Source organism: Haloactinopolyspora alba (genome assembly GCF_003014555.1).
GTDB lineage: Bacteria > Actinomycetota > Actinomycetes > Jiangellales > Jiangellaceae > Haloactinopolyspora > Haloactinopolyspora alba.
The window spans coordinates 36,682-49,765 of record NZ_PYGE01000008.1 but is presented as its reverse complement, the minus strand read 5'-3'; the positions used below and the strand labels follow the sequence as shown (position 1 = coordinate 49,765).

Below are 13,084 nucleotides of genomic sequence, written 5' to 3'. Positions count from 1 at the left end.
TCGTTCCTCGCTCGCCGATGCCCGGAGCCGAGCCCTGACGGTCCCGCCTGGGCCGCCCCCGCGTCCGGGCGCGGAGCCGTCCACGCCCGCGGCGGGTCCGGGTCATTCCTCTTCGAGGAGCTCCTGGGGGATGTCGGTGCCGTCACGGAGCGCCGTCCACAGCCGGCCCGCCTGCTCCTCGTCCCAGTCGACTGTGTTGCCGACACGCCCGAGCGGGACGGTGAGCGTGTCGCCGGAACCGCTGGACACCGCTCCGATGGCGCGCACGAAGTTGAGCATGTCGAACGGGCCGGTGTCCTCGTCCAGAACGAGCGCGTCGCCGCCTGCCAGCGACGTGCGGGCGAGCTCGAGCGGGTTCAGCAGGGTGCCGGCCGACAGCGCCTTGTCCGAGATCGACGAGATGAGCTCACGCTGACGCTCCACCCTGCCGAGGTCGGATCCGCCGTCGAAATGCCGGGCCCGGGCGTAGCCGAGGGCCTGGGCGCCCTCCAGCTGCTGGCACCCGGCAGGCAGGTCGATGTGCGCCTTCTCGTCCTGGACGGGCTCGTCGAGGCACATCTCGACGCCGCCCAGCGCGTCGACGATCTCGGCGAAGCCGCCGAAGCCGATCTGCACGTAGTCGTCGATGGCGACGCCCGTGTTCTGCTCCAGCGTCTCGACCAGCAGCGGCGCCCCGCCGAAGGCGAAGGCGGCGTTGACCCGGTTCTCGCCCTCGTCCGGGATGTCGACGAGGGAGTCGCGCGGAACGCTGATCAAGGCCGGCCGTGCGCCGTCGCCGGGCACGTGCAGCAGCATGATGGTGTCGGTGCGCTGGCCCGAGGCGTCGCCGGTCCCCAGCTCGGACTGCTCGCCCTCCGAGAGCTCCTCGCGACTGTCCGAGCCGACCAGGAGAATCACCTGGCCGTCGGAGCGTGCGTCGCCGTGGTCGTCCGGGATGGCGTCGACCTTGTCGATGCGGCCCCAGACGTACCACGCCAGCACCAGCAGCGCGATGACGATGACCAGCAGGATGATGAGGAGCCAGCGCAGGAACCGGACGAAGCCGGACCTGCGGCGCTTCGGCTTCTTCGGCGGCTCGTCGCCGCCGCGGCGGCGCGGGGGCGGTTCCGCCGGCGGGGCGCCGGCACCGGCGTCGGTGCCGTCGTCGGACGGCATGACGCTGGTGCCGCGGGGGGACGCGGCGGCCGCGTCCTGTGCGGGCGGGACCGGGGTGTCGTCCTCGCGAGGGCTGTGTGCCTGCCCGCCGCGGTACGACACGCCGGGCACGTGGCCCGATCGGTAGGTGGTCCGCCGTACCTGGACGCCGTGCTCGTCCTCACCCGGTGGCGGGGGAGGTGCGTCGGGGCCGTCTGGTCGCGTCATCATCAAAGACGATACCGGGGCGCGGGTGATTCGTGCCTCGCACGCGGTCGTGTCCCGGCGGCGCGGCGCCCGCCTGGCCTACGCTGACCCCGATGACGACACCCGAGGGCAGGCCCACGTCGGCGGCGCAGACGAGCCTTTCGAGAATCATGACCGCGCTGGACACGAACCTGCTCGGCACGGTGCACGGTGGCGTGGTCATGAAGCTGGTGGACGACGTCGCCGGCGCGGTCGCGCAGCGGCACTGCGGCGGGCCGGCCGTCACCGCGACGATGGACGAGATGACGTTCCTCGAACCGGTGCACGTGGGCAACCTCGTGCACGCTCACGGCCGGGTCAACTGGACCGGCCGGACCTCGATGGAGGTCGGCGTCCGTGTGGTGGCCGAGCCGTGGAACGAGGTCCGCCCGCCCACCGCGGTGGCGACCGCGTACCTGGTGTTCGTGGCGTTGAACGAGGACGGTACGCCGCGTGCGGTCCCGCCGGTGCTGCCCGAGACCGAGGAGGACCGCAGGCGCTTCGCAGAGGCGGAGATCCGGCGGACGCACCGTCTGGCGCGCCGGCAGGCGATCCAGCACTCCCGGGAGAGTTGAGGGCGCGGTCCGGTGGCGGCGACCCGTGCGCGGGTTCCGTCCATGTCCCGCCTTGTCGTTCAACGTGGCGGTATCCGGCGTTCTGTGTGACTGTTGTGACGGACGAGACGTGCGGTGTCCGGCGTGCCGCAGACGCGATCACGGACCTCGGCGGTGATACTGGCGACGCGAGCGCTACGGGGGCGCCCGCGCGGACGACGCATCGTGGGGGACGTGCATGGGTACTGCGGCCAGGCCGCCGGGTCCCCGGCGGCAGCCGGCCAGACGCCGGCCGGCGGCCGCGCTGCGGGCCGAGCGTGAGGAGGCGGCCCGGTTCCGCCGGTCGTTGACGCTCGTCGGGCTGTCCGTCGTCGCGCCGGGTTGTGCCCAGTTCATCGCCGGTCACCGCAAGACGGGCAAGATCGCTCTTTGGACGGCGGCGGGTCTGGCGGCGGTGACGCTGCTCGTGCTCTGGCTGGTGCCGTTGGAGGACCTGGCGACGCTCGCGGTGCGGCCCTGGCTGCTGACCACCTTCAAGATCCTGGCTTTCGGGGCCGCGGCCTGCTGGGTCGGCCTGCTGGTCGACGCCTGGCGGCTCGGGCATCCGCCCGGGCTGAACCAGAAGCACCGGCTCATCATGGTCGGCTCGACGCTCGCGCTGGCCGCGATGGTCGCGACCCCCTTCGTCGTCGCCGCGCGGTACGCCACGGCCGCACACGACGCCGTCGTGGCGATGTTCCCGTCCGGAGAGGTCGCCGCGGCCAGTGACGGGCGGCTGAACATCCTGCTGCTCGGAGCGGACGCCGGCGACGGACGGGTCGGGGTCCGCCCGGACAGCATCAACCTCGTCTCGGTCGACGTGCGCACCGGCGAACCCGCCGTGATCAGCCTGCCCCGCAACCTCGAGAAGGCGCGGTTCCCCGACGGCACACCGGCGGACGAGCAGTTCCCGGACGGGTTCAGCGGCGAGGGCGAGCGCTCCGACTACATGCTCAACGCCACCTGGACGTACGGCGAGGAGCACCCCGACATGTTCCCCGGGCCGTCGGGCCCCGGGCCGACGGCGGTGAAGCAGGCCGTCGAGGGGACGCTCGGGCTCCCGGTGCACTACTACGTCGCCGTGGACCTCGACGGATTCCGCGACATCATCAACGCCATCGGCGGCATCACCATCCGGGTCGAGGAGGAGTTGCCCATCGGCGAGAAGGGCCGCGTTCTCGAGCCGGGCCTGCAGGAGCTTGACGGCTACCACGCGCTGTGGTACGCGCGGTCCCGCGAGGGGTCGTCGGACTACGCCCGGATGGCCCGGCAGCGGTGCGTCCTCGGCGCGTTGCTGAAGGAGGCGAAGCCGGGCACCCTGCTGGCGAACTTCCTCGACCTCGCCGAGGCGTCGAAGACGATGATCACCACGGACATCCCGCGCGAGGACCTCACCAACCTTGTCGACCTCGGTCTGAAGGCCAAGGACCAGGAGATGACGGCGCTGCAGTTCGTGCCGCCGTTGATCGCGCCGGCCGACCCCGACTTCGACCTGATCGCCGCCGAGACGCAGGCGTTCCTGGACGGCGCCGTCGAGACCGGTGACGGGAACGGATCCGGAGGCTCCGGGTCGGCGGGCGACGGCGCCGCGGGCGACGGCGCCGCGGGCGACGGTAATTCCGCGTCCTCGCCGGACGGTTCCGGGGACGGCGACGCCACCGGCGAGGGCGCTGACGTCGACGCCGGAAGCGGCGGTGAAGAGGGTTCGGGCTCGGACGCGTCCGAGCCGGTCGGCGTCTCCTCGGTGTGCTCGTACGAGTGAGCAGCGGACGATTCGCGGCGGGTGGCCGATCGCGTGATCTCGGTGCGGGTAATGTTCTCGCCGACATGAACGCCGCCGAGAACGCCGACATGAACGCCGCCGAGAACGCCGAGACGGATCCCGACCGGAACGCCGCAACGGACGCCGCGCGGCCGGGCCCTGCCGCATCCGACGGCGCCTGGCCGGCCGTCTCGGTCATCATGCCGGTGCTCAACGAGGAGCGGCACCTGGCCGAAGCGGTCTCCGGCGTGATGGCCCAGGACTACCCGGGCGAGGTCGAGCTCGTGCTCGCCCTCGGGCCGTCGACCGACCGCACGGAGCGGATCGCACACGACATCGCCGCGGCCGACCCGCGGGTGCGCACGGTCAGGAACCCCGCCGCCCGGACCCCCGCCGGACTCAACGCCGCGCTCGGCGCCGCCTCGCACCCCATCATCGTCCGGGTCGACGGGCACGGCGTGCTGTCGGACGGGTACGTGCGTACCGCGGTCGAGACGCTGGAGCGCACGGGCGCGGCCAACGTCGGCGGCATCATGCACGCCGAAGGGCAGACCGACTTCGAACGTGCCGTGGCGCGGGCGTACACGTCGCGGGCCGGCCTCGGTGGCGGGCGGTTCCACGTGGGCGGCGGCGCGGGGCCGGCCGACACCGTCTATCTAGGGTCGTTCCGCCGGGACGTGCTGGACACGCTGGGCGGCTTCGACGAGCACTTCCAGCGCGCCCAGGACTGGGAACTCAACCACCGCATCCGTGCCGCCGGGCACACCGTCTGGTTCACGCCCGAACTCACCGTCAGTTACCGGCCCCGGCCGGACCTGCGTTCGCTGGCGCGGCAGTTCCTCACCACCGGGCAGTGGCGGCGCGAGGTCGTACGCCGCTACCCGGATACGGCCGGGGTGCGGTACCTGGCCGCCCCCGTGGTGACGGTCGCGGTCGCCGGCGGCACGGTGACCGGGCTGGCTGCGGCACTGGGCGCTCCCGCCTGGCTCGCGCTCGGCTGGCTCGCTCCCGCCGGGTACGCCGCCGGGGTGCTGGCGGCAGGGCTCGCCGTCGGTCGTGGGCTGCCGGTGCGCTCGCGCGCGTGGTTGCCGCCCGTCCTCGCGACGATGCACCTGACGTGGGGTGTCGGCTTCCTCACCGGACCGCGGGGCGCAAAGCGCCGACCTGCACGGATACGCTGGCAGGGGGCGGCGGAGTGAGGACGGTCATGCCCGTCGGTGCGAGGATTCGGCGCCGTGTCGTCTACCCTTGACCCGGTCCGGCTGCGGAACCGTGTGCGGCCCGAGCGACGGCAGCAGTAGAAAGGCTCAACTCCCATGAACGCCACACGTCTCGACGAGGACTTCACCTCGTCGACGCACGTCTACGAGCCGCATCGGGCAGGCTTGCCACGGTTTGGCAAGTACTTCCGTGCGTTGTGGCAGCGCCGCGAGTTCATCCGCGAGCTGTCGCGCACATCCATGCGGGCGGCCAACACGCTGACGGTGTTCGGCCAGATCTGGCTGGTGCTCAACCCGCTGCTGCTGGCGATGGTCTACTTCACGCTGGTGTTCATCATCCGCGGCACCGCCGACTCGGACTTCCTGGCTCATCTGGTCGCGTCCATATTCGCATTCACGTACTTCGGCGGAATCCTGCGCAGCGGGGCGTCCAGCGTGACCGGCGGCGGCAAACTGCTGATGAACACGTCGTTCCCCCGGCTGCTGCTGCCGTTGACCGAGGTCCGTACCGCCTTCTTCCGGTTTCTGCCGACCCTCGGCGTGTACCTCGTCCTGCACATCGCGACTGGTCAGGCGTGGGACTGGACGATGCTGCTGGCCCCGTACTTCGTGCTCACCCTGACCTTGTTCGGCGCCGGGATGGGAATGATCTTCGCCACGGCGCAGGTGTACTTCCGGGACACGGCGAGCTTCCTGCCCTACATGGTCCGGCTCTGGCTCTACACCTCGCCGATCCTGTGGTACCCGTGGGAAGGGCAGGCACGAATACAAGAGGTGCTCGGCGATGTGGCTTGGCTGCTGTATCTCAACCCGTTGTATTCGATGCTGGGAGGATGGAGCGAAAGCCTCGTCCGCACCTCCATGCCGGACACGCCCATGCTGATCTTCAGCGCGGCGTGGTCGCTGGTCGCCATCGTGACCGGTGTGCTGTTCTTCATGTCGAAGGAGCGCGAGTTTGTCGTCCGTCTCTGAGGTGCAGGCCGTGAGCGAGTATTCGGTAGCCACGGCCGTCAAGGTCGAGAACGTCTCCTTGACCTACCGCACGACGTTCGAGCGGACACCGACGTTCAAGACCGCGTTGGTGCGGCTGGGCCGAGGTGAGCGGGCGGTCAAGGAGGTCGAGGCGGTCCAGGACGTCTCCTTCGAGGTGCCGCACGGCAACGCGGTCGGCATCATCGGCGCGAACGGCGCCGGCAAGTCCACGCTGATGCGGATGATCGCGGGCATTCTGCCGCCCAGCCAGGGCCGGATCGAGGTGGATGGTCGGGTGAGTACCCTCCTCGCGCTCGGCGTCGGCTTCAACAATCAGCTCACCGGCCGCGACAACGTCATCCTCGGCGGGCTCGCGGGCGGTCTGACGCGCGAGGAGATCCACGAGCGGTACGAGGACATCGCCGAGTTCGCCGAACTGGGCGAGTTCATCGACATGCCGATGCGCACCTACTCCTCCGGCATGTTCCAGCGACTGGCGTTCTCGGTCGCCGTACACATGGACCCGGACATCCTGCTCATCGACGAGGCACTGTCCGCCGGCGACGCCACGTTCAAGCAGAAGGCCGCGGCGAAGATGAAGGATCTCGCCGCCAACGCGCGCACGATGTTCCTGGTCAGCCATGCGCTCAGAAGCGTCAAGGACATGTGCAACGACGCGGTGTGGATGCACAACGGCCGGCTGATGATGCACGGCGAGCCGAAGGAGGTCATCGCCGAGTACCGAAAGTTCCTCAAGTTCGGCGAGGACGCCTACTCGATGGAGGACTTCTAACCCTCACCCTCCCTCCCCGGGAATGATCACGTCCCGCATGGAATTCCCTGCGTCACCACCCCTGCAGGCCTCGTGACGCGTGCGAAAGCCTCGTGACGTGAAACCCGGCCACTACGGCGAGCCCGGCTACTGAAGCGATCCTGGCCACGACGGCGAGCCGAACTTGCACGTCCGGCTGTGGACGGCGTGCGTGGCCCCTGTCGCGCCGTGTGGCACGTGACCGCGTCCGACGAGTGCGTGGCGGCGCGGCGCCGGCTCTTGTCTCCCCGTTGTTCCCCGGCGCCCGAGGGGCCGTGGCTACCCCGGTGTGCTTCCGCTCATGCGTGGACCGAACCGGCACATCTGTCGGACAAACGGACCATCTGGGTTGTGCGGGACAGGAGTGACGCGTGAGACTGATGGTGTTTCTCGGGCGCGGCGGAGAGGGGAGTCGGCATGCGCACCAGATCTGTGATTCCGAGCGGCTTGGTGACGGCTTTGGTCGTCGCGGGGCTCGGGAGCGCACCGCCGACTCTGGCGGCGCCCGACCCCTCCGGCACGGCCCCGGATTCTTCCGAGACCCGGGCGCCGGCCACGACGCCGTCGTCGGGGCAGGGGGCGCCGGCCACGACGCCGAGCGCACCCGAGAGGACGCCGACCGCACCGGACGGCTCGGTGTCGCACGGTTCGACAGCCCCGACATCGGCCACGCCGACGGCGCCGCCACCGGCCACGTCGACGGCGCCGCCACCGGCCACGCCGACGGCCGGGCCGCGTCGGGCCGGCCAAGGGCTGCAGACCGTCGGCCTGCGGGCGCGGGCGGAAGGTCTCGGCGATCTGCCCGCGATGCCGGCCGCTCCGTGGGACGACACCGGATCGAGGACCCGGGACGCCGGACGGCCCGTGGTGCGCACGCGGAAACTCGAGGTCGAGCCGTTCGAGCTCGCCGCTCTCACCTGGAAGGGCGACGCCGAGATCACCGCGTGGGTGCGAACTCGAAGCGAGGGCACGTGGTCGTCGTGGTACGAGCTGCCCGGCGGGGCGGACCATGCCCCCAACCACACGCCCGACCAGGGCGCCGGGAACGCGTCCGGCCCGACCGCGTCCGGCCCGACGACGCCGGGCACGACCGAGCCGGGAACGCGGCACGGGACCGACCCGCTGATCGTCGAGCGGTCCGACGCCGTTCAGGTGCGCGTCGACGCGCCCGACGGAGCGGTTCCGGACAGCCTGCGCCTCGACCTCGTCGCGCCGGGCGACGACCCGGCGAGCGTGTCGGACGCCCCCACGGCGTCGACGCAGGAGGCGGCGCAGGGAGCGGCGGTCGCAGGTGCTCGTGTGCCGCGGCCGAGGATCCGGTCGCGTGCGGCGTGGGGAGCCGACGAGTCCCTGCGGGGGGACCCGCCGGACTACGGCGAGATCCGCGGCGCGTTCGTGCACCACACAGTGAACACGTCGCGGTACTCCCGGTCGCGGGTGCCGCGCATCATCCGGTCGATCTACCGCTACCACGTCCAGTCCCGCGGCTGGAAAGACATCGGGTACAACTTCCTGGTCGACCGGTTCGGACGGATCTGGGAGGGCCGTTACGGCGGCATCGGCAGGCCGGTCATCGGCGCGCACACGTACCGGTACAACGACCAGGCGTTCGGGATGGCGGCCATCGGCACGTACACCGGCACCGTTCCGACCATGCGCATGCGCCGTGCTTACCAGGAGCTGTTCGGCTGGAAGTTCGCCGTGCACCGCGTCGACCCGCGGCGACGGGTCCGCTACGAGCAGGGCCGGCTGCCGGCGATCGCCGGGCACCGGGACGTCTCGGCGACGGCCTGTCCCGGACACGAGTTGTACCGGCGGCTGGACCAGATCCGGCGGGGCACCATAGCGGCCATGGAGCTGGTTCCGGGACGTGACCTCAACGTCAACTGGCGCCCGGAGTTGCTCGCCACGACGCGCGCCGGCAGGCTGTACCTGGCGAAGGGAAACGGCGACGGGTACGCCGCGCCCCGGCGGGCGGGCTCGGGCTGGCACCGGATGGACGGGCTGGCGACGCCCGGCGACTGGAACGGCGACGGCATCGACGACCTGGTCGCCCGGCGGAAGAGCGATGGCTCGCTGTGGCTGTATCCGAGTGCCGACAACGGAAACCTCGGTTCCAAGCGCCAGATCGGCTGGGGCTGGCAGGGCATCAACGCGATCGTCGGTGCGGGGGACTTCGACGGCAACGGCCGGCCCGACCTGCTGGCTCGCCGGCGTTCGGACGGGTCGCTGTGGCTGTACCCGCGCCGTGCGAACGGCATCACCTTCGCCCAGCCTCGTCGCGTCGGCACCGGATGGGCCGGGATGAGCGCCATCATGGTCGTGGGTGACTGGAACGGTGACCGCATCCCGGACGTCGTGGCCCGGCGTCGCTCGGACGGCTCGCTGTGGCTGTACCGGGGCCGCGGGGACGGCGCGTTCCGGCCGGCTCGGCTGATCGGTTCGACGGGCTGGGATCGCTACCAGCTCGTCGCCGCGGGGGACGTGGACGACGACGGCCGCGCCGACCTGGTGGGCCGCCGCGGTGACGAACTGGCGTTGTTCCGCGGCGACGGCCGCGGCGGGTTCATCAACAAGCAGCGCCTGGCCGGGCGGTGGGGCGGGTACAACCGGATCGTCTAGCCGCGGTCGGCGAGCGCGACGAACTCGTCGAGCGCGTCCGGGTTGCGCAACGCCTCGCGGCTCACGGCCGTGTCCGGGTCGGCGCCGGCGAGGATCTTCTTCACCGGCACCTCGCACTTCTTCCCGTTCAGCGTGCGGGGTACCGCGTCGACCCGGAGGAACCGGTCGGGCACGTGCCGCGGCGACAGCTCGGTGCGTAACGCGCGTCGCAGGTCGGCCTCGACGTCCTGCGGCGCGGCGCTCTCGGCGAGCACCAGGAAGCACAGCAGCTCGCCGTCGCCGTTCCCATGGCCGGACGTGTCGATGACCAGCGAGTCGTCGACGCCGGGGTGTCCTTCGGTGACGCGGTAGAACTCGGCCGTGCCCATCCGGACGCCGCCGCGGTTGAGGGTGGAGTCGCTGCGCCCGTGGATGATGGCGGAGCCGTGTGCGGTCGCGGTGACCCAGTCGCCGTGGCGCCACACCCCGGGGAAGTCGGCGAAGTACGCGTCATGCAGCCGGGTACCGTCCGGGTCGTTCCAGAACGCGACCGGCATGGAGGGCATCGGCCGGGTCAGCACCAGTTCGCCGACCTCGTCGGCGACGGGCCGGCCCTGCTCGTCGTAGGCGGCGACGGCGGCGCCGAGCGCGGGGCGGGACAGCTCGCCCAGCCACACCGGAACGTCCGGAGCGGGCCCGAGGAATCCGGTGCACAGGTCGGTGCCCCCGGAGAAGCTGGCGATCTGGACGTCGGGACCGAGCTGCGCTCCCAGCCAGCGGAACCCGTCCGCGGTCAGTGGCGCACCGGTCGATCCGACGGTGCGCAGTGACGCGAACGCGTCCGGGTCCAGCGTCACGTCGTCCTTGAGGCACGCCTGCACGAACGGCGCCGAGGTGCCGAACACGGACACGTCCTCCTCGGCAGCCATCCGCCACAGCGCGTGCAGGTCCGGATGCGACGGGCTGCCGTCGTACAGCACCACGGTCGAGCCGGTGAGCAGGCCGGAGACCAGGAAGTTCCACATCATCCAGCCGGTGGTGGTGTACCAGAAGAAGCGCTCGCCCGGGCCCGCGTCGAAGTGCAGCGCCATGGTCTTGAGGTGCTCGAGGACGATGCCGCCGTGCCCGTGCACGATGCCTTTTGGCAGCCCGGTCGTGCCCGACGAGTACAGCACCCACAGCGGGTGCTCGAACGGCACCGGCGTGAACTCGAGGGGTGCCCCGTCGTGGTCCTGCAGTAGCTCCGCCCAGCCCACCGTCCGATGATCATCGGCACTTTCCGGCCACATAGCCCGGGAAGTGCCGATGATCATGGTGGACTTCACCGACGGAAGCTCCGCGCGCAGAGCGTCGACCGTCGGGGTCACGTCGAATACGCGCCCGTTGTACCGATAGCTGTCGACCGCGATGAGTACCGTCGGCTCGATCTGGGTGAACCGGTCGGCGACGGCGCGCGTGCCGAAGTCCGGAGAGCACGACGACCACACTGCGCCGAGGCTCGCGGTGGCGAGGAACGCGACCAGCGCGTCCGGGGTGTTCGGCACGACTGCCGCGACCCGGTCGCCGCGGCCGACGCCGTGCGCGGCGAGGCCGGCGCGTGCCGCCGCGACTCTCCGGCGGAGCTGCCCGTAGGTCAGTTGCTGGCGCAGTCCGTCCTCACGCCGGTACACGACGGCAAGCGCGGTGTCGTCGCCGGCGCGCAGGGCCTGCTCGGCGTAGTTCAGGGTGGCGCCGGGGAACCATCGGGTGCCGGGCATGACCGGCTCGGGCAGCACGGCCTCCGGCGGGTCGTGGAACGCGACCTCGAAGAAGTCGGCCACAGCACCCCAGAACGCGGCGGGTTCGTCGACGGACCAGCGCCACAGCTCGTCGTAGCTGCCGGTGTCGGTGCTACCTCGCTCGCGCAGCCACCCGCGGAAGCGGCTGATCCGGCTGGCGGCGACCCGGCTCGGATCGGGCCGCCAGATGACTTCGGCCCGATCTGCCGAGGAGGTGTCCGCATCCAGGAGGTCGCGGATCCGCTGAATGTCGGCCTTGAACTCCGGGAGGGCCGCGGTGGCAGTCTGATGCAGAATCTCGAGGTCGACGTCCCAGTAGCCGTGAACGACCCGATTCCGCAGCCGAATCGGCTGACGCCACTGAAGTTCCGGGAACCGAGACTTCACCTCCTCGGATACTTGCCGCGCTGCCTCGCCGAGAACCATGAAGTTCCAGAAGAGTGAACCACGTCGGTCGGTGTGGGACTCGAGCTCTTCGACGCTCGACTCGTCACAGATGCGGATTGCCGTCGCCGCGGCCTCGATCATCTTGTCGAGGTGGAGTACGTCGCGCTGCTGCATGGACGGGGCGATCAGGCGGCGGCGTACATGAGACGGGCCTCGGCCAGAATGCTCGCGCGCAGGCGGCGATTGATGTATCGCTTCGAGATCAGGTCCACGTGGCGGCCGAAGAGTTCGTCGAGCTCGTCGTTGAGGTCCTCGATCGCCCAGCCGAGCTTCGCATCCGGGCGCAGCACGTAGAGCAGGTCGATATCGCTCTGCGGAGTGTCGTCGCCGCGTGCGACCGAGCCGAACACGTCGAGCTCGGCCACGCCGTAGCGTTCGCAGATCTCGGCGAGGCGGTCACGGTCGACTTCGGGGATGCTTCCCATGACAGCAAGGTACCGCGACGCCCAGCAGCAGGCCACAGCCGCAGGCGATCAAGTCTGCGTCACCGGCTGCAGTCGTTCAGCGGGTCGAGCCGGACTTCAGCGGCTCCCACCAGGCGCGCTGGTCGCGGTACCAGGCCACGGTGGAGGCGAGGCCGTCCTCGAACGTCTGCCGTGGCCGGTAGCCCAGCTCGCGCCGGATCTTGCCGTCGTCGACGGAGTACCTGCGGTCGTGCGCGAGCCGGTCCTCGACGTAGCGGACCATCTCCCAGCCGACGCCGCACGCGTCCAGCAGAAGGCCGGTGAGCTCGGAGTTCGTCAGCTCGCGGCCGCCGCCGATGTTGTAGATCTCGCCGGAGCGGCCGCCGCCGCGGACCAGCTCGACGCCCGCGCAGTGGTCGTCGACGTGCAGCCAGTCGCGGACGTTGAGCCCGTCGCCGTACAGCGGCACCTGCAGGCCGTCCAGCAGGTTCGTGACGAACAGCGGGACGACCTTCTCCGGGTACTGGTACGGGCCGTAGTTGTTGGAACAGCGGGTGACCGAGACTGGTACGCCGTGAGTGCGGTGGTAGGCCAGCGCGACCAGGTCGCTGCTGGCCTTGCTGGCGCTGTACGGCGAGTTCGGCTCGAGGACGTGGTCCTCGGTCCACGACCCGGACTCGATGGTGCCGTAGACCTCGTCGGTGGACACGTGCACGAACCGGTCGACGCCGTGCCGGCGTGCCGCGTCCAGCAGCGTGTGCGTGCCCACCACGTTGGTCTGGACGAAGTCGGCGCCGCCGGCGATGGACCGGTCGACGTGGCTCTCGGCGGCGAAGTGCACCACCTGGTCGCAGGACGAGACGAGCTCGTCGACCAGCGCGGTGTCGAGGATGTCGCCCTTGACGAACGTGTAGCGGGGATCGTCCTCGACCGGGGCGAGGTTCGCCGGGTTGCCCGCGTACGTGAGCTTGTCCAGGACGACGACGTCCGCGTCGGTCAGCCCGGGGTACGCGTCGGACAGCGCCTGACGGACGTAGTGCGATCCGATGAAACCGGCTCCGCCGGTGACGAGAACCCGCATCGAGCCCTTCCTCGATAGTCCTGTTTCCGCGCGGC

At 70.8% G+C, this 13,084-nt stretch carries 10 protein-coding genes; 6 read left to right on the top strand and 4 right to left on the bottom strand.

Translation table 11 applies throughout. The features are described 5' to 3' along the window. Nucleotides 1-102 precede the first annotated feature (102 nt). Complete coding sequence (locus CLV30_RS12470) at nucleotides 103-1,362, bottom strand: LCP family protein (protein WP_205740669.1); 1,260 nt, start codon at nucleotides 1,360-1,362, stop codon at nucleotides 103-105. 92 nt (nucleotides 1,363-1,454) lie between these two features. Here CLV30_RS12470 and CLV30_RS12465 point away from each other — a divergent pair, with 92 nt between their 5' ends. The 6 genes from CLV30_RS12465 to CLV30_RS12435 all read left to right on the top strand — a co-directional run bounded on the left by CLV30_RS12465 (nucleotide 1,455) and on the right by CLV30_RS12435 (nucleotide 9,360). Then, nucleotides 1,455-1,955: an acyl-CoA thioesterase gene (locus tag CLV30_RS12465; RefSeq protein WP_106537551.1), complete on the top strand. Its 501-nt coding sequence runs from the start codon at nucleotides 1,455-1,457 to the stop codon at nucleotides 1,953-1,955. Between the two features lie 217 nt (nucleotides 1,956-2,172). After that, entirely contained in the window at nucleotides 2,173-3,735 is a 1,563-nt protein-coding gene (locus CLV30_RS12460; RefSeq protein WP_106537550.1) for an LCP family glycopolymer transferase, read from the top strand. A gap of 65 nt (nucleotides 3,736-3,800) precedes the next feature. Then, the gene (locus tag CLV30_RS12455; protein WP_211300053.1) at nucleotides 3,801-4,934 is read left to right on the top strand and encodes a glycosyltransferase family 2 protein; all 1,134 of its coding nucleotides are present in this window, start codon (nucleotides 3,801-3,803) and stop codon (nucleotides 4,932-4,934) included. Nucleotides 4,935-5,051: 117 nt separating this feature from the next. Further along, a complete protein-coding gene (locus CLV30_RS12450; protein ID WP_106537549.1) occupies nucleotides 5,052-5,927 on the top strand; it encodes an ABC transporter permease in 876 nt (291 codons plus the stop codon). A gap of 10 nt (nucleotides 5,928-5,937) precedes the next feature. Beyond that, nucleotides 5,938-6,720, top strand: coding sequence for an ABC transporter ATP-binding protein (locus CLV30_RS12445; protein WP_106537679.1), 783 nt, complete (start codon nucleotides 5,938-5,940; stop codon nucleotides 6,718-6,720). A 435-nt stretch (nucleotides 6,721-7,155) separates the two neighbouring features. After that, nucleotides 7,156-9,360, top strand: a complete 2,205-nt coding sequence (locus tag CLV30_RS12435; protein ID WP_129710938.1) for an FG-GAP-like repeat-containing protein — start codon at nucleotides 7,156-7,158, stop codon at nucleotides 9,358-9,360. Here CLV30_RS12435 and CLV30_RS12430 read toward each other — a convergent pair. The 3 genes from CLV30_RS12430 to rfbB form a co-directional block, all read right to left on the bottom strand. Beyond that, nucleotides 9,357-11,678 carry an acetoacetate--CoA ligase gene (locus tag CLV30_RS12430; protein WP_106537546.1) on the bottom strand — a complete coding sequence of 774 codons (2,322 nt, stop codon included), beginning with the start codon at nucleotides 11,676-11,678 and terminating at the stop codon, nucleotides 9,357-9,359. The genes CLV30_RS12435 and CLV30_RS12430 overlap by 4 nt on opposite strands. 11 nt (nucleotides 11,679-11,689) lie before the next feature. Beyond that, complete coding sequence (locus CLV30_RS12425; protein WP_106537545.1) at nucleotides 11,690-11,989, bottom strand: nucleotidyltransferase family protein; 300 nt, start codon at nucleotides 11,987-11,989, stop codon at nucleotides 11,690-11,692. A 76-nt stretch (nucleotides 11,990-12,065) separates the two neighbouring features. Further along, nucleotides 12,066-13,049 (bottom strand): dTDP-glucose 4,6-dehydratase, encoded by a 984-nt coding sequence (gene rfbB, locus CLV30_RS12420; RefSeq protein WP_106537544.1) that lies wholly within the window; start codon nucleotides 13,047-13,049, stop codon nucleotides 12,066-12,068. Nucleotides 13,050-13,084 lie beyond the last annotated feature (35 nt).